The organism is Edaphobacter modestus, from assembly GCF_004217555.1.
GTDB classification, from domain to species: Bacteria; Acidobacteriota; Terriglobia; order Terriglobales; family Acidobacteriaceae; genus Edaphobacter; species Edaphobacter modestus.
Window position 1 is genome coordinate 5,170,045 of the sequence record NZ_SHKW01000001.1, and the last position, 23,744, is coordinate 5,193,788.

Annotated in this window: 21 protein-coding genes; 12 read left to right on the forward strand and 9 right to left on the reverse strand. The window is 59.0% G+C overall.

Going from position 1 to position 23,744, the window contains the following annotated elements:
• Positions 1-13: 13 nt before the first annotated feature.
• Both BDD14_RS21795 and BDD14_RS21800 read right to left on the reverse strand, forming a co-directional pair.
• Positions 14-739: a DUF3011 domain-containing protein gene (locus tag BDD14_RS21795; RefSeq protein WP_130421205.1), complete on the reverse strand. Its 726-nt coding sequence runs from the start codon at positions 737-739 to the stop codon at positions 14-16.
• A 233-nt stretch (positions 740-972) separates the two neighbouring features.
• The gene (locus BDD14_RS21800) at positions 973-1,968 is read right to left on the reverse strand and encodes an acyl-CoA desaturase (protein WP_130421207.1); all 996 of its coding nucleotides are present in this window, start codon (positions 1,966-1,968) and stop codon (positions 973-975) included.
• A gap of 230 nt (positions 1,969-2,198) precedes the next feature.
• Between BDD14_RS21800 and BDD14_RS21805 the strand changes: the two genes are divergently transcribed.
• From BDD14_RS21805 to BDD14_RS21825, 5 genes are all read left to right on the forward strand, one after another.
• Positions 2,199-2,585, forward strand: a complete 387-nt coding sequence (locus tag BDD14_RS21805; RefSeq protein WP_130421209.1) for an ArsR/SmtB family transcription factor — start codon at positions 2,199-2,201, stop codon at positions 2,583-2,585.
• 65 nt (positions 2,586-2,650) lie between these two features.
• On the forward strand, positions 2,651-3,631 hold the full coding sequence (locus tag BDD14_RS31995; RefSeq protein WP_165420187.1) for a GyrI-like domain-containing protein: 981 nt from the start codon (positions 2,651-2,653) through the stop codon (positions 3,629-3,631).
• Between the two features lie 29 nt (positions 3,632-3,660).
• The gene (locus BDD14_RS21815) at positions 3,661-4,368 is read left to right on the forward strand and encodes a DUF899 domain-containing protein (protein WP_130421211.1); all 708 of its coding nucleotides are present in this window, start codon (positions 3,661-3,663) and stop codon (positions 4,366-4,368) included.
• 41 nt (positions 4,369-4,409) lie between these two features.
• The gene (locus BDD14_RS21820) at positions 4,410-5,186 is read left to right on the forward strand and encodes a DUF899 domain-containing protein (protein WP_165420188.1); all 777 of its coding nucleotides are present in this window, start codon (positions 4,410-4,412) and stop codon (positions 5,184-5,186) included.
• The gene (locus BDD14_RS21825; RefSeq protein ID WP_130421213.1) at positions 5,186-5,470 is read left to right on the forward strand and encodes a hypothetical protein; all 285 of its coding nucleotides are present in this window, start codon (positions 5,186-5,188) and stop codon (positions 5,468-5,470) included. The genes BDD14_RS21820 and BDD14_RS21825 overlap by 1 nt, the downstream gene beginning before the upstream one ends.
• A gap of 8 nt (positions 5,471-5,478) precedes the next feature.
• On the opposite strand, the gene BDD14_RS21830 is transcribed toward BDD14_RS21825, so the two are convergent.
• Positions 5,479-6,672, reverse strand: coding sequence for an L-rhamnose/proton symporter RhaT (locus tag BDD14_RS21830; protein WP_130421215.1), 1,194 nt, complete (start codon positions 6,670-6,672; stop codon positions 5,479-5,481).
• Between the two features lie 116 nt (positions 6,673-6,788).
• Between BDD14_RS21830 and BDD14_RS21835 the strand changes: the two genes are divergently transcribed.
• The 5 genes from BDD14_RS21835 (at position 6,789) to BDD14_RS21855 (ending at position 14,186) form a co-directional block, all read left to right on the forward strand.
• The gene (locus BDD14_RS21835; RefSeq protein WP_130421217.1) at positions 6,789-7,529 is read left to right on the forward strand and encodes a (Fe-S)-binding protein; all 741 of its coding nucleotides are present in this window, start codon (positions 6,789-6,791) and stop codon (positions 7,527-7,529) included.
• Complete coding sequence (locus BDD14_RS21840) at positions 7,526-8,974, forward strand: LutB/LldF family L-lactate oxidation iron-sulfur protein (RefSeq protein ID WP_130421219.1); 1,449 nt, start codon at positions 7,526-7,528, stop codon at positions 8,972-8,974. The genes BDD14_RS21835 and BDD14_RS21840 overlap by 4 nt, the downstream gene beginning before the upstream one ends.
• Positions 8,964-9,644 carry a LutC/YkgG family protein gene (locus BDD14_RS21845; protein ID WP_130421221.1) on the forward strand — a complete coding sequence of 227 codons (681 nt, stop codon included), beginning with the start codon at positions 8,964-8,966 and terminating at the stop codon, positions 9,642-9,644. Before BDD14_RS21840 ends, BDD14_RS21845 begins: the two co-directional genes overlap by 11 nt.
• Positions 9,645-9,960: 316 nt before the next feature.
• A complete protein-coding gene (locus BDD14_RS21850) occupies positions 9,961-13,128 on the forward strand; it encodes a hypothetical protein (RefSeq protein WP_207231790.1) in 3,168 nt (1,055 codons plus the stop codon).
• A complete protein-coding gene (locus tag BDD14_RS21855) occupies positions 13,125-14,186 on the forward strand; it encodes a VWA domain-containing protein (protein WP_130421223.1) in 1,062 nt (353 codons plus the stop codon). The genes BDD14_RS21850 and BDD14_RS21855 overlap by 4 nt, the downstream gene beginning before the upstream one ends.
• 21 nt (positions 14,187-14,207) lie before the next feature.
• On the opposite strand, the gene BDD14_RS21860 is transcribed toward BDD14_RS21855, so the two are convergent.
• Positions 14,208-15,167 (reverse strand): quinone oxidoreductase family protein, encoded by a 960-nt coding sequence (locus BDD14_RS21860; RefSeq protein WP_130421225.1) that lies wholly within the window; start codon positions 15,165-15,167, stop codon positions 14,208-14,210.
• Positions 15,168-15,223: 56 nt separating this feature from the next.
• A complete protein-coding gene (locus BDD14_RS21865) occupies positions 15,224-15,538 on the reverse strand; it encodes a hypothetical protein (RefSeq protein ID WP_130421227.1) in 315 nt (104 codons plus the stop codon).
• 14 nt (positions 15,539-15,552) lie between these two features.
• Here BDD14_RS21865 and BDD14_RS21870 point away from each other — a divergent pair, with 14 nt between their 5' ends.
• The gene (locus BDD14_RS21870; RefSeq protein ID WP_130421229.1) at positions 15,553-16,491 is read left to right on the forward strand and encodes an alpha/beta fold hydrolase; all 939 of its coding nucleotides are present in this window, start codon (positions 15,553-15,555) and stop codon (positions 16,489-16,491) included.
• A 3-nt stretch (positions 16,492-16,494) separates the two neighbouring features.
• On the opposite strand, the gene BDD14_RS21875 is transcribed toward BDD14_RS21870, so the two are convergent.
• The 4 genes from BDD14_RS21875 to BDD14_RS21890 all read right to left on the reverse strand — a co-directional run bounded on the left by BDD14_RS21875 (position 16,495) and on the right by BDD14_RS21890 (position 22,814).
• Positions 16,495-19,038 (reverse strand): glycoside hydrolase family 95 protein, encoded by a 2,544-nt coding sequence (locus tag BDD14_RS21875; RefSeq protein ID WP_130421231.1) that lies wholly within the window; start codon positions 19,036-19,038, stop codon positions 16,495-16,497.
• A gap of 163 nt (positions 19,039-19,201) precedes the next feature.
• Positions 19,202-19,621 (reverse strand): VOC family protein, encoded by a 420-nt coding sequence (locus BDD14_RS21880; protein WP_130421233.1) that lies wholly within the window; start codon positions 19,619-19,621, stop codon positions 19,202-19,204.
• Between the two features lie 54 nt (positions 19,622-19,675).
• Entirely contained in the window at positions 19,676-21,145 is a 1,470-nt protein-coding gene (locus tag BDD14_RS21885; protein ID WP_130421235.1) for an ATP-binding protein, read from the reverse strand.
• 22 nt (positions 21,146-21,167) lie between these two features.
• On the reverse strand, positions 21,168-22,814 hold the full coding sequence (locus BDD14_RS21890; RefSeq protein WP_130421237.1) for a response regulator: 1,647 nt from the start codon (positions 22,812-22,814) through the stop codon (positions 21,168-21,170).
• Positions 22,815-23,055: 241 nt separating this feature from the next.
• On the opposite strand from BDD14_RS21890, the gene BDD14_RS21895 reads away from it, so the two are divergent.
• Positions 23,056-23,712, forward strand: a complete 657-nt coding sequence (locus tag BDD14_RS21895) for a response regulator transcription factor (RefSeq protein WP_130421239.1) — start codon at positions 23,056-23,058, stop codon at positions 23,710-23,712.
• The last annotated feature ends 32 nt before the right edge of the window (positions 23,713-23,744 follow it).

Sequence of the window (23,744 nt, forward strand, 5' to 3'; positions counted from 1 at the left end):
GATGCGTTTCCAACTAGCGTGTGCGGAACTCTGCACGGCAGCCGCGGTCTACCCACAGACCACGACGATCGGTTCCCCAGGTCTGTCCCTGAATGCAGGCAGAACCGCTAATCTGGCGGGACATGATTACGTTGTTGGGATTGCCGCCGCCTGGGATCGAGCAGTAGTTGCGCCCGCCATTGTCGGACGAACAGGTGAAGGTCTGTCCTCCACCACCCCCGTTGTTTCCGCCCCCATTCCAACTGCCTCCGCGGCCAGCTACGAACTCGGCGCGGCAGCCGCGATCAACCCACACGCCGCCGTTGTCATATCCCCAGGTCTGTCCCTGAACGCAGGAAGAACCGCTGATCTGGCGAGTCAGGCGAACTCCACCGCGCGTGTCCATGCTACAGGAGTGTCGACGACCGTCATCGGAGGAGCAAGTAACCGACTGTCCTCCACCATTATTGCCGTTCCCGCCGCCGTTTCCTCCCCGAGTGATGAACTCGGCGCGACACCCACGGTCGACCCAGATTCCGCGATTGTCCCAGCCCCAGGTCTGGCCCTGAATGCACGCAGAGCCGCTCCGCTGCTTTGTCATCTCAACTCCGCCGCGTGTGTTGGCGCTGCAGTAGTTACGCTTACCATCGTCTGAGGCGCAATAGATGCTTTGCCCATGAGCAGACGGTGGTTTCACAAAGACCGCGCAGGCAAGTAGAGAAAGAAAGATGAGCGGCAGAAGTCGAATCTTTAGAATCATTAACGCCTCTCCTCAAAAGTTGGTACTGCGACTGCAAAACTACAGAGTTCTTATATACGTGCCGCATGACAATATTCCAACAACATTTGCCTGTCGAATGGGATGCAGGTTTGTAGAAACAAGTATGTACCAGACAAGACACGTTTCCCTGGCGATGCCTGGAGGCCTGAATAAAACAAAACGGGGTGCAGACTGAAGTCTGCACCCGTGGATTCAAAGCTGTGTAAAAAGGGTTACATGCCGGCAGGCTTGGGGTTCGCCGGATCGAACTTGGCGACCTGGACTTTCTTGGCCAGGCCGATCTTTTCCAGCAGCCAGATGCCGTAGTAATTGATATCGAACTCATACCACGCCAATCCGTGACGGGCGCTGACCGGGTGGGCATGGTGGTTGTTGTGCCAGCCCTCGCCGCCCGTAAGAATTGCGACCCACCAGTTGTTACGCGAGTCGTCGTGGGTGTCGAAGCGACGCTTGCCCCAAAGATGAGTGGCGGAGTTGACCAGCCAGGTCGCATGCAGGCCGAGCGTGACGCGAAGGAAGGTTCCCCAGAGCATCATGCCTACGGCACCGACGATGCGATGGCCGGGGGCAGCAAGCGCGGCACCAAGGGCAATCTGCAGGAAGCCGGCGATGGTCAAAGGGAGCCAGTGGAACTTCGAGAGCCAGACGTGAACCGGATCGCGGGTTAGATCGGGGGCGTAGCGGCCAAGCAGCGCGGTCTCCGAGTGCATGGCGCGGCCGGAGACGATCCAACCTGCGTGAGCCCACCAGGTTCCGTCGTGCGGAGTGTGCGGATCGCCTTCGTGGTCTGAATTCTGATGATGGACGCGGTGGGTAGCGACCCAGAAGATGGGTCCGCCCTCAAGCGCCATCGTGCCGCAGGTGGTCAGGAAGTACTCGACCCACTTGGGTGTCTTGTAACCCCGGTGCGTCAAGAGGCGGTGATACGCCATGCCGATCCCGACGTTGATCGCGAAGAAGTACATCACGACGGCGACGGCGAGATTCGTCCAGGAGAAGAAGAACAACGCAGCGATAGCGCCGACGTGGAAGAGCGCCATTGCAATGGCGGTAATCCAGTTAATGCGGCCCTCCTGATGCTCGCGACCCATGCGAAGATCCTCACGAACCTTGCGGGCAGTATGAGCAGCGGGGGAGACGGCCGACCGCGTCTCTGTGGAGACGGGGGCCTGGGCGATTTCTTCAGCGGGGATCAGAGAGGGGCTCATAAGGGTCTGTTTCGCTTCCTTCCAGAACTTCTATTTCGAAGCTAACAGGATGCGTGGAGCCTGGATGTAAGACTTTTGTAATGCTATGCAGCGGAGAAATTTGCCCGGAAAACAGTGCAGATTTACCTCGATCGAGTGCTGTCGCAGCAGCCTAAACAAATCATCAAACAACGAGAAAAAGTCATGCCTCCGCTTGACATATTCTTATATAGGAATATACAGTCCTCTCCATGGCAAGAGCTGCAACCACCGCCGATGTCTTCAACGCAATTGCCGAGCCTCGGCGGCGCGAGATCATTGGCGTTCTGGTGGACGGGCAAGAGCGTGCGGTAGGCGATGTCGTCAAGGTTGTTCGTATGTCCCAGCCCACCGTCTCCAAGCATCTCGGTGTTCTGCGTCGAGTGGGCGTGGTTACGGTGGTCAAGCGGGGACAGCATCGTATGTATCGCCTGAACGCCGCCGAGTTGAAGCCCGTGCATGACTGGGTAAAGACCTTCGAGAAGTACTGGACGCACCAGATCTCACGAATTAAGGAACGGGCCGAGCAGAAGGCTGCCGAACGTATCGGAAGGGCACGAGCCGTACCAGAGACAGGAGCCCCGGGAGGCGAGGAATGACTGTATTTGCCTCAGTCAGATCGCTTGTCTCACTCGGCCACTGAATTCAAGCAGGAGGGATAAGGATGCCGGTTACAGAGCAACAACAGACGATTCAGACACTTGAGATCTTGAGGGAAGAGGAGATTGCGGCACCGATCGATGTCGTCTTCGAGACTCTTCTCGAACAGATGGGACCCTACAACGAGACGCCGGACAAGGTTCCGCTGCCGATGAAGCTCGAGCCGTGGCCGGGCGGTCGATGGTACCGCGACCTGGGAGAGAACAACGGGCACTGGTGGGGAAACGTGCAGGCAATCAAGGCGCCCATCTTGCTTGAGATCTGCGGACCCCTCTTTATGTCTTACCCGGCGACTTCAAATGTTCAGTACAGGCTGAGCGAAGAAGACGGAATCACCCGGCTGAAGTTCGCCCATCGTGCCATTGGCTGGATGCCTGCTGAGATGACCGAGGGCGTTAATCGCGGCTGGGACCACATACTAACGAGATTGCGTGAGCGAGCTCTCAATCGGAACGACAGGCGGAACGACCGGGCGCGAACCACGGCGCGGGGTGAGTCTCATGCGGCTTCGGTAAACGGCTTCGCTCCGGTGCGAATGGAAGATGGTGGGCAGATGACCGTAGTGGGACTCAAAGGGCACTTTCGATTTGGAGGCGACCCCTCCATTGCGGCGCTCTGGTCGCGCTTTGTACCTCATCTTGGCAAGGTACCCGGTCAAGTGGGGAGTGTAGCCTACGGGGTCTGCTGGAACTTCGAGGACGGTGGACTGGATTACATGGCGGGCGTGGAGGTACGCAGCGAAGAGGACGTGCCGCTGGAGCTGGTCGAAGAGAGTATTCCGCCGGCCGCCTTCGCGGTCTTTGCGCACCACGGTCACGTCTCGGAGATTCCGAAGACCATGAGCAGAGTCTACGAATGGTTGGCAAAGAATGAACGTGAGGTGCGCCGCGACAGAAGCCTGCCCGGGCTGATCGAACGTTACGGCGAGCGCTTCGATCCCGGGAGCGGAAGCGGCGATATCGAGCTATGGGTTCCGGTGAAGTAAGAACATTGCGGAAACAAAGGAGACAGATCATGCAGGAGAACAAAGTTGTTTCTCGAAGCGAGTGGCTGGATGCGCGAAAGGCATTTCTCGCAAAGGAAAAAGAGCTTACCCGGCGACGGGATGCGCTGAGCCGGGAGAGGCTGGCCCTGCCCTGGGTCAAGGTAGACAAAGAGTATGTCTTCGATGGCCCGCAGGGAAGACAGACGCTGGCAGAACTGTTCGGCAGCAAGAGCCAGCTGCTGATCTATCACTTCATGTTCGGGCCGGAGTGGGAGCAGGGTTGCCCTTCGTGCTCGCTGGTCTCGGACACCATCAACAGCAACCTCCCGCATCTGACCTCGCGTGATGTAGCTCTGGCCGTGGTCTCGCGGGCGCCGCTTAATAAGATCGAGGCTTTTCGTAAGCGGATGGGATGGAGCTTTCCCTGGCTTTCCTCGTTCACCAGCGATTTCAATCAGGATTTTGGAGTGTCCTTCACTCCCGAACAGCGTGCGGGAAAGGCCTACTACAACTTCGGTACGAGCGATTTTCCGAGCGAAGAGGCTCCTGGCATCAGCGCTTTTTACAAAAACGAAGCGGGCGAAATCTTCCACACCTATTCGAGTTACTCGCGTGGCGTCGAAGGGCTGTTGGGAGTTTACCCACTGTTGGACATGGCCCCAAGAGGAAGAGATGAGGACGCGCTGCCCTTTCCGATGGCGTGGGTTCGTCACCATGACCGTTACGAGAGCGCCTAGACACGAAAGATCGAATTCTGTTGTCGAACGATGGAGGAGCGATGAGCACAGCGATCATGGATCACGAGGTGGTATCGAGTGCAAAGTGGATTGAAGCGCGAAAGAAGCTTCTGGAAAAGGAAAAGGAGCTCACACAACAGAGGGAGGAGGTAAGCCGGCTGAGGCGAGAGCTTCCGTGGGAGAAGGTAGACAAGGACTATGTCTTCGAAGGGCCGAACGGCAAGGAGAGCCTGGCCGATCTCTTCGGCGAGAATAGCCAGCTGATCCTCTACCACTTCATGTTCGGTCCGGGATGGAAAGAGGGCTGCCCTTTCTGCTCTTTCCTTGCAGACGGTATCGACGGCGCGGAGATTCATCTAAAGAATCACGACGTAACTCTACTGGCGGTCTCTCGTACTCCCTTCGCCGAGATAAAGTCCTTCAAGGAACGCATGCGGTGGAAGTTCAAATGGGTCTCTTCCTATGGAAGCGATTTCAACTTCGACTATCACGTCTCGTTCAGGAAAGATGGCGACGGCACGTCCGAGAGTCATGTGTTCGTGGAAGGGCAGATTGAGTACAACTACGGGACTGTGCCGTTCTTCAGCGAAGAGATGCCGGGGACGAGCGTCTTCTTCAAGGACGCGAACGGCGACGTCTTTCACACGTACTCCAGCTTTGCGCGTGGAGGCGAAGCGCAGTTGATGGCGTACAGCTATCTGGATATCACCCCGAAGGGACGCAACGAAACTGGTCCTCGGCACGACCTGACGGACTGGGTAAAACACCACGACCAATACGCGAAGCCCGCAGAACATTCCTGCTGCGGAGGGCACTGATGAAAGCACGAAGCTGCTGTGCCGAAACCAGGCACAGCAGCTTTTATGTTCGGGGAAGATCGGTGCCGGTAAAAAGGTCCGCTCAGTGGGGAGCGCCCGCTCTGGTCCTGATGCTGCTCCCAAAGTGCCCAATGTGCGTTGCGGCTTATATGGCGATGCTTACGGGCATTGGAATGAGTTTCGAAACAGCAGCTCGGCTGCGAGGAACGGTGATGGTGCTATGCGCAGGGGCGATGATACTGCTCGCTGCGCGTTCCATGCATCGCCTGATCGCCGCTCGTTAGTAACAAGACTAACGTAGCAAGGCTGTAGAGCCTGCCACCTCCGCTGCTTTGAGGTAGTTTCCGTATCCCACGATGACGGTCGAGACGATCAGCAGCAGAAGTCCCAGCGTGACCAACACCTTGGTGCGCATGCTGGTTCCGCGCCATTCCTTGAGGGCAAGGCCCCAGAGGGTGGCGAAGATGATGATCGAAGCCATGTGCAGGGTCCAGGAGGAGAAGTCGTACTTGCCCATCTTGGTCTGCCCCATGGAGTAGAAGAAGAACTGGAAGTACCAGATAACTCCAGCCATGCCCGCAAAGAGGTAGTTGGCCGTAAGGGTGCGCGGCGACAGGCGGTCGTAAGTCGAGGGGTCGAGCGGATCGAAGTCAACCATCGTGTCTCCGGAGGCATGAGTGGCCCGCATGGGGTTCAGGCCTGGTTCGCCGAGAAACTGTTTGGCTGAGCTGTTCTTGATGATCAGGATGACCGACCAGACGAAGTTGGTAAGGAAGCCGCCCCAGAGAACTACGATCAGGACCGGAAGATTCTGCCAGAGATCGAGCCGGTTATGGGCCAGAAGCTGTTGCTTGGCGATGGCGGCAAGGGGTGCTCCCGCCTTGAGGCCGAAGGCGAAGAAGGAGCTCATGATGCCCGCAAAGACGGCGACGGAGAGACCTTTGCTGAAGTTGTAGTCCGTTTCCCCGGCTTCGGCCTTTTCTTCCGGCGTCACCTCGCGCTCCTTGGAGAGGCCGGCCGCTCCATTAACCGCCACGGCGATCAAGCAGACGGCTACGCCCACGAGAATGATCTGGCCCGAGTGCTCATGCAGGATGGACGACATCTCGCCGCTGTAGATGGGCGGGATAAGGGTTCCGAAGGCGGTGCAGAGACCGAGCGCGATGGCATAACCGAGGGCGATCCCGAGATAACGGATGGCGAGGCCGAAGGTAAGGCCTCCCATGCCCCAGAGAACTCCCCACAGGATGGCGTAGTGGATGCTGGATGGGTCCTGCTGATAGGCCGTGTGAAGCACGGTGGAGAGATTGGGAACGAAGATCCACGCGAGCAGGAGAGGGGCTACGATCCACGCGGCGAAGCCCTGGATGAGCCAATAGATCTCCCATGACCAGCGCTTGATGGCACGGAACGGAATGAAGTTGGTCGCGGAGGCGAACCCGCCTATCCAATGGAAGATAACGCCGACGAAAGGATTTGGTCCCACGAAGTCTCCGATTTGCGAAATGATAAAGAAGGGCTCCCTGGGAGCGCGTACTATTGTATCTGGAAATAAACTCTCTATTGAATAGAGTGTATTGGCACTGCAACCGGAGGTAGGTCCTGCAAGTCTCCCTGTTCATTACCTGTTATAACGACACCCTGTTTCCTGAGACGGGTAAGGCCGTCGTCAAGGTGCTGGAGCGGCTGGGTCATGCGGTGGATTTTCCCGCAGGCCAGACCTGTTGCGGGCAGATGCACTGGAATACAGGCTATCAGGCCGAGGCCCTTCCGTTGGTGGGACGTTTCGTTGAGCAGTTTCGACATGCCGAGGTGGTCGTGGTTCCCTCGTCAAGCTGCGTGGCGATGATTCGCGACCATTACCCGAAGATGGCGGAGGAGATCGGCGATGCCAGATTGATCGCGCAGGTGTCTGAGCTTCTTCCGCGTGTGTACGAGTTTTCGGAGTTCCTGACCAAATGCCTTGGACTTCAGGATGTTGGCGCGTACTACCCCCATCGCGTGACCTATCACGCCAGCTGCCATGGGTTGCGCAACCTCGGGTTGGGAGACGGTCCGCTGAGCCTGCTCCGGGCGGTGAAGGGAATCGACCTCGTCGAGATTGAGAACATGGAGCAGTGCTGCGGCTTCGGCGGAACCTTCGCCGTGAAGAACGCCGATGTCTCAAGCGCGATGCTGGCCGAGAAGACGACGGCCGTGTTGAATACAAGGGCGGAAGCCTGCACCGCCTGCGACAACAGCTGCCTGATGCATATTCAGGGGGCCTTGCATCGTCAGCGTACCGGCGTCAGGACCGTGCATCTGGCCGAGATTCTGGCCGGCAGCGAAGGGGAGGTCCTGTGAGCACAGCGGATACCGCACTCGACCCCAAGACCTCTCCCACGTTCCCGATCGCAGCCCGGGCGACGCTCGGCGACACGCAATTGAGGAAGAACGTCCGTCACGCGACCGAAGTCATTCAGAACAAGCGTGCGCGTGTCGTAGGCGAGATGCCGGACTGGCAGCAGCTTCGCGAGACCGGGAGACAGATTCGCGAGCATGCGATGGCGAATCTCGCCTATTACCTGGAAGAGTTTGAGCGCAAGTGCATCAAGGCGGGAGGACAGGTCCACTGGGCACGTGACGGTGAAGAGGCCAAGCGCATCGTCACAGAGCTGGTGAAGGCAAGCGGCTCTTCGGAGGTCATCAAGATCAAGTCGATGACTACAGAGGAGATCCACTTGAACGTCTCGCTCGAGGCTGCTGGTATCAAGGCCTACGAGACAGACCTGGCGGAGTTGATTATCCAGCTTGGACACGACCAGCCTTCACACATCGTCGTCCCTGCGCTGCACAAGAACCGTCAGCAGATTCGAGAGATCTTCCAGCGGGAGATGCATCTGCCGGAACTGGGCGAGAAGCCGCAGGATCTTGCGGACGCGGCACGGAGATTTCTGCGCGAGAAGTTTCTGCGGGTGAAGACGGCCGTCAGCGGAGCGAACTTCCTGATCGCCGAGACTGGCGGCGTGTGCATTGTGGAGAGCGAAGGCAACGGGAGAATGTGCCTCACCCTGCCGGATACGCTGATTACGATCGCCGGAATCGACAAGGTTCTTCCGCGTTTCCAGGATCTGGAGGTGATGCTGCAGCTTCTGCCGCGATCTGCCACGGGCGAGCGGATGAACCCGTACAACTCCATCTGGACGGGAGTGCACGAGGGGGACGGACCGCGAAACTTTCATGTTGTCCTAATGGACAATGCGCGAACCGAAGTTCTCGCAGACCCGGAGGGAAGGCAGACGCTGAACTGCATCCGCTGCGGCGCCTGCCAGAATGCCTGTCCCGTCTACCGGCAGACGGGGGGACACGCCTACGGCTCGGTTTACGCGGGCCCGATCGGAGCGATCCTCACGCCGCAGCTGCAACAGCTTCACTACGCGCAGTCGCTGCCTTACGCTTCCTCGCTTTGCGGAGCTTGCTACGAGGTCTGCCCGGTCAAGATCAACATTCCCGAGGTGCTGATTCACCTGCGCAACAAGGTGGTGAAGCAGAAGGGAGCTCTGAATCCGGAAGCACTTGCGATGAAGACTGCGGGAGCGATCTTCCGATCCGAGCGCAGGTTCCGCGCCGCGCAGCGGCTTGGCCGGTTCGCCGAGACGCCGCTGGTTCACAAGGACGGAAACGGAGAGGGCTGGATCGGCTGGCTGCCGGGGCTGCTCGGCGGCTGGACCCAGGTGAGGGATCTCAAGGAGATGCCGAAGGAGACCTTCCGGGAGTGGTGGGAGAAGAGGGGGAGCCGTGGCAGGTGAGATATGGGGAGTTGTCGATTCTTCGTCCGCACGCGCCGAGATACTTCGGAGGATTCGCGCAGCCAACGGCGGAGCAGCCGATGGCGAGAGGGCCAGCCGACAGTGGAATGCGATCGAGCGCAACTATCGACGGGCGGCAACCCGCTCGCGCGAAGAGATCCTGGACCTTCTGGAGGATCGCCTGCGCGACTACGACGCGAATGTGGTCCGTGTTACCGCCCCGGATATCGCCTTGACCGTTGGGAAGATGCTGAGCGAACGAGGCAAGCGAAAGATAGTGATCCCGCCAGGGATGGAGCAGACCTGGCTGCCCGAGGGATTTGATTTCGTTGTGGATGAAGGCGCGTCTTCGGCGGAGATGGATGGTTTCGAAGGTGTCATGACCGCTTCGACATGTGCGATCGCCCTCACGGGATCTGTGGTTTTGCAAGGTGTAGCGGGACAGGGCAGACGGGCGGTATCCCTGATTCCGGACTACCACCTTTGTCTTGTTCGAGTTGAGGATGTGGTTGAGACGGTTCCGGAGGCGCTTGATCGTCTTGCTGCCACGTCGACCTTGCCGACCACCTTCTTTGCGGGGCCATCTGCAACGGCGGACATCGAGATGACCCGCATCAAGGGGGTTCACGGCCCCCGTTTTCTGGACATCATCCTGGTAGAGCGACCTTAGAAAAAAAGTTGTTGCCGAGCCAAGTGTGCCTCTTGTGGGAAGATGGCATCCTATCGGACCAGCGTTTCTCCTTGCGGAGAAGTTTTTTACATTTCCTTTACGGTTCCCCGGCGGAAAACACTGGTGCAGATTGGGCTCAATGTATATAGTTGTCCGACAATGTGAACCGAGAGACACACATTCACGAGTGGCAGCTAGAAACCGGAGCGCGATGACGTTGCCGTTATAGCAAGCGCCCCGGCCCGCCTTTCTAAGGCATGCTGCCTGCAGACGTGAGCAGTCGCTTGTTTCAGGGTTCTGGATTGAGGTGTCTGCGATGAAGTTTCTTCCTCAGCGGCCTGCGCTCCTTTCCTTCGGTCTCCTGTGTCTGCTGGTCTGTCCGCTGACAGGCTGGACGCAGAACTCTTCCTCAGCCTCTCCGCGGAGGCTATCGAGAACAACGCCTGGCGGTCGTTCCGTATCACGAGCGGCAGACGGTGTCGTGATTCCCGGCCCACTACGGTCGTTTTTGCGAATGGCCGGAATCAGCCAGAAGATCCCGGCGGACGAAGTTCTGCCGTTGCTCTCGCGAAACGTCTTCATGCAGGGGTACAGCCAGCAAAAGCCAACCGAATTCCTGATCCTGCTGGACCGTTACGTCCAACAGGCCCGGGAACTGCAGATTCTCGCGGGCTCCAGCGGAACGATCAATGTTATGGGTTGCGCCGATGTCGGCACCCTGATCCAGATCCTCGGCTATCGCGTCGTTGGCAACTGCCACGAAAAGAACCTCACCCTCGCGACTTCGGATCCGGACCGTGCCTTTCTAACGATCGACTCGGGGTTTCCATTGATCACGCTTGAGGAGTCGCTTCAGAAGGGGGTGGAATTCCATTATCCCTTCCCGTCTGCCCGAGTTCCAGTGTTGCTGAAAGAATCCGACTGGATGGCGCTCAATCGCAAGCGGTCGGCTGCCAATCTGATCGATCTTCTGATTCGCGATCCTGGGATTGCACGGCTTTACTGGGCCCTGTCGCGTAATGACGATGAGACCAACCTCGCGCTGGCGAAGTCTCCCGGCCTATGGAAGATGTCGGCCTTCGCTCCCGTGCTGGACTTCTACGGAAGCCAGATTTCGATTCGTTCAGGCCGGGTGATGGTGCCAGGAGGGAGCAGAGCGGAGCCCGTATGGAAGGACCTTGCCGGTGCCAGTCCGGAGAACCCGGGTGAGTTTGTCATGCACCTGATCTCGAAAGATAACGGCTGGCTCGCAGCCTATTACGACGCGTTGTCCCGCGTGAGCCAGACCCAACAGGAGCATCTCACGGAACCGGCACGTATGAGGCATGTCTACGAGGCCTTCCGCTCGCCGCAACTCGAACCCGCCTCTACGGCCAGCGTGTTCCGCAAGGCTCCGGGGCTCCTGGTGCTCTTTACACGCGTTGAATGGGATCCGGACGGGAAACCTCACGTTCCTGGGGGGCTTGACGTCTGGAAGGAGAAGCTCGCGCAGAAGTCCGATTTCAAAGTGGTACGCACCTGGGGCAAGCATGCCCGCAACTGGAACGATCCTGAGCAGCTTCTGGAGGCGATGGCTTCAATTTCGCGGCTGGACTCTGACACAGGCCCTCTGCAGACCTATCTGACCCTCAGCGAGATTGACGCTCGTCGGCCAGCGGGGCGGAAGTTGTCGCCCGAAGCCGCGCGCCTGCTTGCGGCACGCTTTCAGAAGTTTGGCACATGGTATCTTCTGTTTTCCGAATTTCCTGAGCTGACCGACGAATCGATCGCTCGCTTTATCAATGTGGCCGAATCCATCGGCGACATCTCCAATGCCGCGTTGCGCGGCAACACTGTGGGAGCCTTCCAGGCGAATATCGGTATCTGGCAGATTCTCGCACGCCAGGAAGAGATTCCCGTCAGCGAGCTCAATGCGTCCTGGATGAATACCGTAGGCTCGTTTGCAAAGATCACCTCGTCCATGCAGCTCTTCGATGCCGCGCGATCTTCGCTGGCAGATGTAGTCCGGGCTACCGGTGCACAGAATCTCTCCCAGGAGGCGTTAATCGCCTTAATGGCCGGGCCGCCACAACAGACGCTGGAGGGGCAGCAGACGAGAGACGAGATCGCGGGTCGTATCCGAAATGTGTTCGAGGACCAGAGACTTGTCTCGCTGAACACTCTCTTCTCGCTGAGCGACGGTCTGGCTTCGATGGCGCAGGGATCGGCTGCACCGGCAAACATGCTTGGCCTTGCAGGAGAGCTGCACGAATTCGAGATGCCGCGGCCTATCTTCACCAATAGTGAAAAGATCTCCTGGGCCCCGGGTGTTTACTCCACGCATCACGCCGAGTTGCAGATCAAGACCGACCTAACGAAAGTGATCAAGGGGCCAGGCACAAAGGTGCAGCTGGAAGCTGCCAGGGGACAATTGACGCCCTTCCTGCGCGATGCTCTGGTGGGGTTGAACTACGCGTACTACGAGCCACCGGGAGCTCAGGTACTGCATAACAACTCCCTCTTTGTGCGCGCACACGACTTCTCGGGTCTCTCGGTGGTAGCGGAGGAACGCTCGTGGCTGGCTCCGGAGTTGATGGGCGTCGGAACTCCGGCGGGGGGAGGAGCCTACCTCATGGGGTCGCTTGCCGATCTTCCTTATGCGCTGGCGGCGACCGAGCAGGACTTCATCGCGCCTGAAAATGTGCAGGCGCTCATCTGGAAGGAACTGGTTCCGGACCTCCTGGTCAGTGCAACAGTCCCGCGTTGGTGGAGCGTAAGCCCACAGGAGCTCCACGCTGTAACGCTCTACCTGCGTTCCGGCGAAGAGTTGCTGCTTTCGTCGGAAAAGGATCCCGCTCTCCGTGCGCAGGTCACACAGATTCTCGCGGATCGCATGGCACCGCAACGTCTCGAGACGCTTGATAAAGCTCTGGCGAACAATGAGGACGCCATTGCCGTGCTCGCCCAGACCATGCCAGCGGACACCTTCTATCTGGCTGCGGAGTTTCGCCGCAGATATCCGGGCCGTGCAGCTGTTGCCGGATCGCACATGCAGCAGCTGGATGCCCTTGCCGCACAGTACCCAGCAGACACCTCCGTCGAGCGGCTCTCCCGCGACTTTGGTGTTCCCCATCCTGTGCTCGCACGCAGCTATGCCCCGAAGCTGCTTTATGTGAAGCCATTTCCGTCTTTCGGTGGAGAGTCGAGCCGGCTCTTCGGCGAGTCGTGGGAATCAAGCAACCTGTACTGGGCCAGTCTGGCAGATGAGAAGGGATACCAGCCGGCGACTTTGAACCGGCTGGTTCCAGAGCTTACCCGTCGTATGACCGCGAAGATCTTCGCCACAGATCTTGAAGACTGGCCGGCGCTGCACCGAGCCATGCAGGAGGCCGGGGAGGAGTTTCGTCAGGGAAAGGTTGCGCCCTTGCCGATGGCGGCAACGGCTGGATCGTTACAGGCTCCTGGTGGACAGCCGCAGGAGACCCCGATTGGAGGAGTACGGTGAAGAAGTCTCTTCTCTCAGTTTTGTTGATGTCCTCGTTGCTGGTGCTTGGGGGTGGACGAAAGACCGCCGCCCAGGATGACTCCCGGATTCTGGTCAATGTGGTTCTGGTGCAGTTGAATGTTGCGGTGACTGACCGCAAAGGGAACTACATCAGCGGCCTCAAGCCGGAAGATTTTGCGATCACCGAGGACAAGATCCCGGAGAAGATCGCAACCTTCGAGGAGGGCAATGAGCCCACACGCCGCCTGGTACTGAGCGGGCCCGATGGCAAAATGAAACAGCAGGCCGTCATGCAACCCGCGGAAGGTGCCGATTCCTCTGCCGTATCCATCCCTTCCATTACCGGGGCCAACGTCTTTATTCTCTTCGATACGAGCAATTACATGTATCGCGGTTTTGTCTTTGCCCAGGATGCGATCGCCGACTTCATCCGTTCGCTCGAAGGTGTCTCCCGCCTCGCCTTCTACTCCTATAGCCGCGATCTCTCTCGCGGGGTCCAGCTTACAGGCGACCGCTCGACGGTGCTGCGTGGCGTGCGCAGCACAGTAGCGGGAGACGACGCCGCGCTCTACAACTGCCTCTTGATGACGGTGAAGGATGCGGCGCAGTTTACAGGCCGCAAAGCCATTGTCGTGTTTTCCAATGGCCCCGATAATGCGAGCCTGGTTCCCCCCGAGGACGTTGCAGAGCTTGCGCAGTCGACCGGCACCATCATCTATATGGTCAGTACACGCGACGCTCAGGCAGAACCCGTATCTACAGCCGTCTTCGAACGCATGAGCAAGGCAACTGGGGGCAAGGCCTACTTCGCGAAGAGCTGGAAAGATGAAAAGGATGCCTTTTCCTCCATCCGCGAAGACCTGGCCCACCTCTACTCGCTGAGCTACTATCCGCAACCGAACCCGAATCGTGGATGGAGGACCATCAACGTACAGCTGATCGGCGAAAACGCGAAGAAGTACCGTATTCGCACTCGCGACGGATATCGTGTCTTGAAGCCGGCCCAGATCGCGACGATAGCGAGCCCTGCCGCGTCCTCCGAGTCAGCGCCAAGGTAGACCGCGGCTCCCCGCAACGGCTCAGGGTTGAAAGACCAGTCGAGCGCCTTCGTTTGAGGCGTTCCACCGGCCTTCTACATCGCGTAGAGGGGCCGTCCGAATCTCTACCTTGAAAGGTTGTTTCGCCGCAGTCGCGAAAAACTCACCGATGGCCTCCCGAATTCGTTCCATCGACGCGCTGCCGAAGCCGCTGCCCAGAATCTCAAGACCCGAACTGCGAAGCGTGGCTGCGGGAAGGGATACGGAGGGTCCCGCGCTTCCTCCAATCTGGATAAAGCGGACTCGCGGAGCCGAATGGCTGAGTCCCTTGCGCGCGATCGCCTCGAAGACCAGCTCGGCGGGCTGACCCCAGAGATAATCGAGCACCACATCCACTCCGCTGTTACTCCATTCCTCACGCAGTGCGGCAATTGCTGCGTCACGATCCTGGCTCAAGGAGAGGACCGAGTCCGCACCGAGTGCCTTCAATTCATCGCCGTCCACATGCCTGGCCATCGCGATAACGTGGCGTGCCCCCAGCCGCTTGGCAATCTGGATGGCCAGCCGGCCTGCGGATCCCGTCGCACCCAGTACCAGGACGCTCTCGCCGGACTTGAACTGGGCGCGCGCTTTAAGGGCTACCCAGGATGACATTCCCGGGTTTGCGATCGCGGCCGCCGTCGCGTCATCCAGTTCTTTGGGAACGGGACCTAAAAGAGCATCTCCAGCGACAGACAGTTCAGAGAACGTTCCGAATGGAGGACGCGCTGCTCCGAAGTAGACGGAGGTGCCATCCTCGAGCTTGCCGACGCCGTCCACGCCCGCGACAAAGGGAAACTGGCCCGTGCTGCCGTAATGAGTGCCATTTGCTAATGACCTCACGATGGGATGCAGGCCGGCGGCTGTGACTCTCACGATACGCTCGCCCTGTTGTGGCGTTGGGTCGGCGAAGGACATGTAACGTGGAGGCTGGGTATAACTCTCGACGACGGCTGCATTCATCCGCAAATCTCCTTATGCCAGCATAGATGAGACTGCAGGCTGCTTCGATGCGCGGTTTATTCGTCTTCAGTCAGATAGCAGCGCAGCAGTCCACAGACTACGGCGATGATCCCACCCAACAGCATGAGAAGAGGAGCCGTCGAGGCCTTGCCGACCGCATAGGGCAACAGGAAGATTCCAACGCCTGCGTACATCATGATCGTCAGCAGCGTTCGTGCGGTCTTCCGGTTCACGTCCCCTCCTGGCTCGCCGCTCTGCCTGTCCACCTGCGTGCGCCGGTCGATGGTGTAGAGTGGCGTTATCGATGAGACAAACCCCTGCCGGACATATATACCCGGTGGTTTCCATGCTGTGCAAGATCTAATCTCCACACGGAAGGTCTCCTATGCAGCGATTGGATATTTCCCGCCCACGGCGTGAATTCATCTCTTTCTTCGCCTTGTTTGTGGTTTCGTGCTCGCTGAGTGCCCAGTCCCGCACGGAGGTGCGGCCCGACGATCGCATCTCTTCGCAGGTCATCAAGCTCAAGAACGGCATCACTCTGAACTACGCGGTTCAGGGCGATCCGAAGGGTCCTGTAATCGTGATGCTTCATGGAGCGGGAGACTCATGGCACTCTTACGCTCGTGTCTTCCCGCTTCTTCCTGCGAGCTATCGTGTCTATGCGGTTACGTTACGCGGTCATGGCCTGTCGGACCATCCTGACTCCGGCTACTCCCGCGCCGACTTCGCCGGGGATATCCTCGACTTTCTCGATCAATTGCATATTCAGCACGCGACACTGGTCGGCCACTCGCTCGGAAGCTTTGTCGCCCAGAAGGTCGCAGAGCAGGACACCGGGCACCTCGACCGGTTGGTGTTGATCGGCTCCGGTCCTGGCACGCACCGGGCCGGATCTTCGGAAGAAGAGATCACCAGTCCCTTCGCCAGGCTGACCGACCCGGTTCCGTACACCTTCGCGCGCGACTTCCAGGCAAGCACAATCTACTATCCGGTTCCTGCATGGTTCTTCGAGATGATGGTGGGAGAGGCACAGCGTGTACCGGCAGCCACCTGGCACGGCCTTGGTGCGAGCATCAGTACCGGAGACTCTCTCGACCAGTTGAAGAAGATTCGGGTTCCGACGCTCTTGTTCTGGGGAGAGAAAGACTCCATCTTTCACCGCGAGGATCAGGAGACTCTCCTCAAAAACATCCCACAGGCCCTGCTCAAAGACTATCCGGAGACAGGCCATGCGCTGCACTGGGAGCGGCCGGAGCGATTCACCGCCGATCTGCTCGTTTTCATACGGTCCAACGGAGGTACAAAACAGGTACGGCCCTGATTCTTACGAGAAGTGAACCGTAAAACTCTCCCCGGCCTTCACCGGCAGGACCAGCTCGTCCGGTCCTGTGCCGGGGATCGGTTCCGTCGTCTGGGGCGAGACAGAGGCGATCCGCTGTCCCTTGGGTGCAAGAATGTGATGGGTCAGATCGAGGTGCGCCTTGAGTGTCGCCTGGGTTGCCTTTCCATTCTGCCATTGAAGATCGATCTCCAGACCGCCCCTGGCGCGCAGGCCACGGAAAGATCCGTTCGGCCATGCCTTGGGCAGGGCGGGCAGCAGACGAATTACATTGGCCGCCGATTCCATTCCGCGCATCTGGGCAACCTCATTGCTTCCTCCGCTGGCATGGGACTGCAGCAGCATCTCGATCATTCCGGTCGAGCCACCGATATTGCCGTCAAGCTGGAACGGAGAATCCGCCTTCGTACCACACACATCGAACATGTTGCCGCGGGTTGAGTCTGACAGCAGCCGCAACAGGCTGGTGTAAGCGGCATCGCCATCGTGAAGACGCGCCATGCAGCAGAGAATCCAGGCCCTCGACCATCCCGTGCTGCCCCCGCCGTTCACAAGCCTGCGGTCCAGCGTTACCCTCGCCGCCCGAGCAAGATCGGGGGTTCGCTGAGGCGTGATCTGGTCGTCCGGGAAGAGTGCGAACAGATGCGAAATATGGCGATGGCCCGGTTCATTCTCCGCATAATCCTGTTGCCACTCCTGGAGATTTCCCGCTTTGCCAATCTGAAAGGAAGGCAGTTTGATGAGAGCCAGCCGGGCGCGATTGTGTAGCTCCGCATCCGTCGTGGCGTCCCAGTTGGGGGAAGCAGCGAGGACGGAGGCCGCCTGCAGCAGGCGCGTGAGAACTGCCCGCACGATCTCGATGTCCATCGTCGGAGCCATGCAGACGTTGTGCGCCGACCCGTCCGGCAACTTGTACTTATTCTCCGGAGAGCAGGATGGTCCCGTCACCATGCGCTCGGTCTTCGGGTCCGTCACCAGGTAGTCGAGAAGAAACAGGGCATTCTCGCGCAGGCGGGGATAAGCCCTGTCCCGAAGGAAGGAGATGTTGCCGGTGTAATCGAAGTGATCCCACAGGTGCAGCGACAACCAGGCAGCTCCCATGGGCCATACCCCGCCGCCAAGCCCATCGACCGGTGAGGAGTCCCCCCAGATATCGGTGTTGTGATGGACGACATAGCCGCCCGCGCCATAGTACTTCTGCGCGGTGACGTATCCCGGATTCCGGGTGCGATCGATCAGGTCAAACAACGGCGCGTGCAGGTCCGAGAGGTTCCCGCGTTCGGCCAGCCAGTAGATCATCTGAATGTTGATATTGATCGTGTACTTCGATCCCCATGGCGGGTCGACGGATTCATTCCAGATTCCCTGGAGATTTGCCGCGAAGTTTCCCGGCCGGGAGCTCGAGATCAGCATGTAGCGGCCGAACTGAAAGTAGATCCCCAGCAGGCCCAGGTCTTCGCCGCCTGCCTTGATCTTCTGAAGCCGCTTGTCCGTGGCAACTGCGGCATTCGCGTCCTCTGCATCCCCCAGTACGATCGCCGAACGCCGGAACAGTCTCTGATGATCGACGATGTGCCGCATGCGCAGCTCGGCATAGGGTCGCGAGGCCGCGGCAAGAATATTCCTGACGACCGCCTGGCGCATGATCGCGTCCCCTGCCGGATATCGATAGTTTGTAGCGCAATCAAGAAACAGTGTGATGGCGGTCGCATTCGTGACGGTGAGTGTATTGCTCTTCGTCGAGGTGATGCCATCGGTCGAGACGGCCAGCAGCTCCGCATAGTAGCGAATTCCGACCTGGCGTTCCTTGACCGGCAATCCTGGATCGTCGTTTACAGGAAGCGCCTCACCGAAGATCTTCAGCCGATTCTGCGCCAGCGCATCTGTCTCGAAGTTGGCTGGGCGGTCGAGCGTAGCCGCAAAGCTGATCTTGCCGATCTTGTCCGACGTCAGCCGGATCACGATGACCTGGTCGGGCGCCGAGCTGAAAACCTCTCGCCGATACCGCACTCCATTATGGGCAAAGGTCGTCGCGGCTATCGCCGTGTCGAGATTCAATTCCAGACGGTAGTCGGTGACGCCCTCCATTGGACCGAAGTCCAGATGCAGATCGCCCAGGGTCTGATAACAGGGAAGGCGGCGAGGAACGGAGATGAAGTCGGTCAACACCAGTGCTTCCGCTTCCGCCACCTGTCCGGCGAAGAGCAGCTGGCGCATCTTTTGCACGGTCTCGCCCGCCAGGGGATTATTGCGGTCCCGCAGTTCACCATCCCAGATGGACTCTTCATTGAGCTGGATTCGGTCCTTGCCCGGTTGACCGAAGACGCAGGCTCCCAGCCTGCCATTGCCCACGGGAAGCGAGTCCTGCCAGGTTTCCGCCGGCTGATCGAAGAACAGCTTGTAGGGAGTCGGGTCGTCGGGAGTTATCGGCTCCTGCCACGGCAGCGCAAGGGCCTTGTGTTGCGAAATCACTGCGGCCGCGGCGGCGGAGGTTGCGATGAAGCGGCGGCGCGTCGGGCGATTCGACATCAGAATAAGCTCCCTTGCGGATCCGGACGACAGGGTCCGGCTGGGTTATCTCTTAGGCAAAAGAGTGGTCAGTGTGGCAAAACGTTCAAGTGCAACCTTCATTTCCTCGACCATTTTAGTGCGTACCACAGCATCCGCGTTGCGGACCGGCCCTGGACCTTCGCTATTTCGCGAACAGCTGTCCCATGTCGGCAAATGCCTTGAACTCAAGGGCATTTCCTGCAGGGTCAAGAAAGAACATCGTCGCCTGCTCGCCAACCTCTCCCTTGAACCGGATATAAGGCTCGATGACGAAGCGGATCTTTGCAGACTGCAGCCTCTCGGCCAGCGCCTCCCAGACCTGCATGGAGAGCACCACGCCGAAGTGCGGAACCGGGACATCGTGACCATCCACTGGATTGTGATGCTGCTTCTCCTCTGCGGAGGGCTTCAGATGGGCAACGATCTGGTGGCCGAAGAGATCAAAATCGATCCACTGCGCGGAGCTTCGCCCTTCAGGGCAACCCAGAAGGCCACCGTAGAAAGAACGTGCTGCGTCAAGATCATTAACCGGGAAGGCGATATGAAAAGGGGTGAGCGGCACCTTGATGTCTCCTTGCGTTCATCATACGATGACGCTCCCGGAGAGTTCGCGCCTTCAGGCGGACTGCGGGGCCTGTGCCGGCAGACGAACGATAAACTCCGTGCTGCCGGGAACCGAGGAGAAGCGGATAATGCCGCCGTACTGATCCACGATGCGGTGGACGATCCCAAGCCCCAGTCCAGTGCCGACGCCCACCGGCTTGGTCGTATAAAACGTGTCGAAGATGTGTGCCTGGCTGTCGAGCGGGATTCCGCTGCCGTCATCGGCAATGCGAATGCAGATGTCGGTGCGCTGGTCGTTGGTGGGAGACTTCTCCGCCCAGGTCTTCACGCTGATCTTTCCATGCGGACCTACCGCGTCGATGGAGTTGTCCAGAAGATTGGTCCAGATCTGGTTCAGGCCGGTGCACTCGCTTTGAAGGGGAGGAAGGTCGGCGGCAAAGTCCTTCTCGACCGTGATCTCCTTTTCGCGCATCTTGTGGCTCAGGATCACCAGCGTTGCATGAATGCTGCTGTTGATATCGACCGACTGTTTCAAGCCTTTGCCCTCGTACGCATACGACTTGACCGCCATCACCAGGTCGGAGACCCGACCGATGCTCTCCTCGATCGTTGCTACCAGCTGCATGCTCGAAGCCATGGCTTCCAGCCAGTTCAGCGCATCGGAGAGGGTCGAACCGGGAAACTCCGACCGGGCGCATTCAAGGTCCTCTGCCTTCAGCCCAATCGAGACCAGCGTGGGAGCCATCTTCCATGCATTTTCGATGTTTGCCCCCTCCATCCATTCGGCCAGCGCCTCTTCGGCATCGCTCTGCTCGAGCGAGTTCATCACGATGGGCTGCCTCGCCTGCAGCGTATGCTCCTGCAGATCGTGGAGGCATTCCTTCTGCTCCCGGCTCAAGTCGATCTTGCTGAACTTGGCGGAGAGCTCGTGCATCCGCATTAAATTCGCGCGAAGCTGCGAAGCCGCCCTGCGAGCCGCAGTGCCCGGGTTATTCAGCTCATGCATCAGCCCGGCAGCAAGTGTGCCCAGCGAAGCCATCTTCTCCTGCTGAATCGTCGCGCTCTGCATCCTCTGGAAGCGTTTGGCCATGTTCCCCAAAATAGCCTTGCGCACATCCGGACACGTGGTCATCAGGCTCCAGAAGCCCTCTTCGTTGAGCTGCACCAGGTGGCAGGAATCCTCCGCCCGCATGTTAATCGCGTTGGGGATATTCGCGAGAAGCGGAAGCTCGCCAAAGGCGTTTCCGCTGGGAATCGAGGTAACCTCCATCTCGCGCCCGTCCGGCATGGTCTGCGAGAGCAGCACGCTGCCTTCAAGCAGAACCCAGAAGTTGTGAGCAACCTCTCCCTGGCGCACCAGAAGGTCGCCTTTTTTGAGCTGGATCTCCTCCAGACCCTTCAAGCAGCGCAACTCCTCCTCTTTGAGAGAGGAAAAGATCGACGTTGTTCTCAACTTCGCAAAGAGAGCATCGCTGATGGGCGCTGCGGCAGGCTGTTGGACGACTGGGGTTTGTTGGCTCATGGCTGTGGTGGAATCAGACCTTTCAGAGTGTTGCAAGGTATTGGTGAACGAACTGGATCGCGATCGACCCTTCTCCGACTGCGGAGGCGCACCGCTTGACCGAGTTGTATCGAACGTCGCCGGCGACAAAGATGCCCGGTACGCTGGTCTCCAGCAGATAAGGCTCCCGTTCGAGCTTCCAGCTTCCAGGAGACCTGGTCTTCAGATCCGGGCCTGCGAGGATGAAACCCTTGTTGTCGCATGCGACCTGTTGCGGAAGCCAGTCGGTCTTCGGCGCCGCGCCGATGAAGATGAACAGGGAGCTGGTCTCGCGTCCTTCCTCGCCTCGCGGTGTACGGAGAGTCAGATACTCCAGGTGATCGTTGCCCGACATGGACACGATCTCCGTCTTCGTTTCGACAATGATGTTGGGCGTGGCCTCGATCTGGTCGATCAGGTACTTCGACATACTCTTGGCCAGCGACTCCGCACGGACGACCATGTGTACCTTATCGGCGTAGCGGGAGAAGTGCATCGCAGCCTGTCCGGCGGAGTTGGCTCCCCCTACGATGTACACGGTCTCATTTGCGCAGCCCATCGCCTCGCTCAGCGCAGCGCCGTAGTAAACGCCTGCACCGCTGTACTGCTCCGCGCCTGGAACGTCCAGCATGCAGTAATCGACCCCGGTGGCAACCAGGCAGACATGGCAGGTAATCTCCTGCCCATCGTTCATGACGACAATCTGGTAGTTGTTTTCGGACCGGATGCAGGTAACCCGCTGCAGTAGAAACTCGGCTCCAAGCCGCGTCGCCTGCAGAAAGGCCCGCTTTGCCAGCTCTTCGCCGCTCAGGCCGGAAGGAAAGCCGAGGTAGTTTTCGATCTTCGAGCTCGAGCCCGCCTGACCGCCCGGAGCATTGGGCTCGACGATAAGCGTGCGGAGTCCTTCGGAGGCGCCGTATACTCCCGCAGCCAAGCCAGCCGGGCCCGCGCCGACGACGACAATGTCGTAGAACTTCTGCTGCGCCTGGGTCGGCATGCCCAGCTTTGCCGCCAGATCCGTCGAGGAGGGCTGCACGAGTGCCGTTCCATCTCCGAAAAGGACCACGGGGAGCTTGCCATCGTCCGCGCCCTTCTCCTTCAGAAGGGCCAGTGCGTCGGCATTCTGTTCGGGGTTCAGCCAGATGTAGGGAATACGGTTGCGCGAGAGGAAGTCTCGCACCGCGTGGTCCTTTGCCGACCACCGCATCCCCACCACACGGATCCCTTCGAATGGAGGCTTGTATCCCTGCTTCCAGGCTTCAAGAAGATCGTCCAGGACCGGATAGAGCTTCTCTTCGGGGGGATCCCAGGGCTTGTTGAGGTAATAGTGGATCTTGGCAGAGTTGATGGCGCGGATGGCGGCTTCGGTGTCGGCGTACGCCGTCAGCAGAACACGTTTGGCGTCGGGGTAGATGCAGAGCGCCTGTTGCAGGAAGTCGACACCGGTCATTCCGGGCATGCGCTGGTCGGAGAGGAAGAGGGCTACGGTGTCGTTGCGTTCCTTCAGCTGGCGGCAGATATCGAGGGCTGCTCCGCCTGAGGCCGCTCGGACGATCCGGTAATCCTGGCCATAATGGCGACGGAGATCCTGCACCACTGCCTCAAGCACGCTGGTGTCATCGTCGATGGCTAGCAAAATTGGCTTCGGCATACCCTTGTTATACTTCGCGGACCGGTGACAATGCACACCCCACCTGTGATTTGATTAAGTCAGGTATGCCCTGGATTCAGAAAAAGGGATCTCGCTTCTAAATCTCGGAGAGGATCGCCCCATCCAGGATGGCCACGGACCAGCAGAGCAGTTTGTCCGAATTGAAGACACAGCGGTTAGCGGACGCGGAAGCGCCGATGAGAAGAACACGGGGCATAAGACCCCATCGCAGGAGAAACCTATGAACCGTATTATTCTCGCCGATAACCAGGTCATCTTCAGAGCCGGCGCCGCACGGGTTCTGGCGCTCGAGGAAGACATGCGAATCGTCGCCCAGTGCGAGGACCTTCCCAAGATGTGGAGCGCACTCGAGAGCCTTCGTGGAGCAATCCTTCTGGTAGCTTCAAGTCTTCACCCCGAGGCGCAGGCGCTGACGGAACGAGCCAGAATCATGGGCAGCCGCGTCATCCTGATCGCCGAGAACACCGAACAGGTTCCCGATGAGATCCTCTCGCTGGTCGACGGAGTCGTATGCCGCAACATTGGGGGAATCGACCTTGTCGACGGGGTTCGGCGGGTGGCCCGTGGCCAGAGGTACATGCAGCGGGCGAACGTCACGGCGATCCACTCAACCGACAGCGTCGGCACCCGGGTTCGCGACAGGTTGACACCCAAGGAGATGCAGATCGTGGCTCTGATTGTGCAGGGCTGCAAGAACAAGGAGATCGCCCTGCAGCTCGGAACCAAGGAGCAGGTGATCAAGAACTACCTGCGTGGAATCTATGACAAGACCGGAGTCTCGGATCGGCTGGAGCTGGCACTGTTCACGATTCATCATCGTGTGCTCGCCGAAGCGGCGGCCAAGGCTGGAAACCTGATTGAAATGAAGACCGCTTGACCGCCTGAACGGCTGCAAATACAGAAAAGGTC

Bases quoted from the DNA above. Each gene is read 5' to 3' on its own strand.
- BDD14_RS21795 (WP_130421205.1), bottom strand. From the start codon at position 739: ATGATTCTAAAGATTCGACTTCTGCCGCTCATCTTTCTTTCTCTACTT.
- BDD14_RS21800 (WP_130421207.1), bottom strand. From the start codon at position 1,968: ATGAGCCCCTCTCTGATCCCCGCTGAAGAAATCGCCCAGGCCCCCGTC.
- BDD14_RS21805 (WP_130421209.1), top strand. From the start codon at position 2,199: ATGGCAAGAGCTGCAACCACCGCCGATGTCTTCAACGCAATTGCCGAG.
- BDD14_RS31995 (WP_165420187.1), top strand. From the start codon at position 2,651: ATGCCGGTTACAGAGCAACAACAGACGATTCAGACACTTGAGATCTTG.
- BDD14_RS21815 (WP_130421211.1), top strand. From the start codon at position 3,661: ATGCAGGAGAACAAAGTTGTTTCTCGAAGCGAGTGGCTGGATGCGCGA.
- BDD14_RS21820 (WP_165420188.1), top strand. From the start codon at position 4,410: ATGAGCACAGCGATCATGGATCACGAGGTGGTATCGAGTGCAAAGTGG.
- BDD14_RS21825 (WP_130421213.1), top strand. From the start codon at position 5,186: ATGAAAGCACGAAGCTGCTGTGCCGAAACCAGGCACAGCAGCTTTTAT.
- BDD14_RS21850 (WP_207231790.1), top strand. From the start codon at position 9,961: ATGAAGTTTCTTCCTCAGCGGCCTGCGCTCCTTTCCTTCGGTCTCCTG.
- BDD14_RS21860 (WP_130421225.1), bottom strand. From the start codon at position 15,167: ATGAATGCAGCCGTCGTCGAGAGTTATACCCAGCCTCCACGTTACATG.
- BDD14_RS21870 (WP_130421229.1), top strand. From the start codon at position 15,553: ATGCAGCGATTGGATATTTCCCGCCCACGGCGTGAATTCATCTCTTTC.
- BDD14_RS21875 (WP_130421231.1), bottom strand. From the start codon at position 19,038: ATGTCGAATCGCCCGACGCGCCGCCGCTTCATCGCAACCTCCGCCGCC.
- BDD14_RS21885 (WP_130421235.1), bottom strand. From the start codon at position 21,145: ATGAGCCAACAAACCCCAGTCGTCCAACAGCCTGCCGCAGCGCCCATC.
- BDD14_RS21890 (WP_130421237.1), bottom strand. From the start codon at position 22,814: ATGCCGAAGCCAATTTTGCTAGCCATCGACGATGACACCAGCGTGCTT.
- BDD14_RS21895 (WP_130421239.1), top strand. From the start codon at position 23,056: ATGAACCGTATTATTCTCGCCGATAACCAGGTCATCTTCAGAGCCGGC.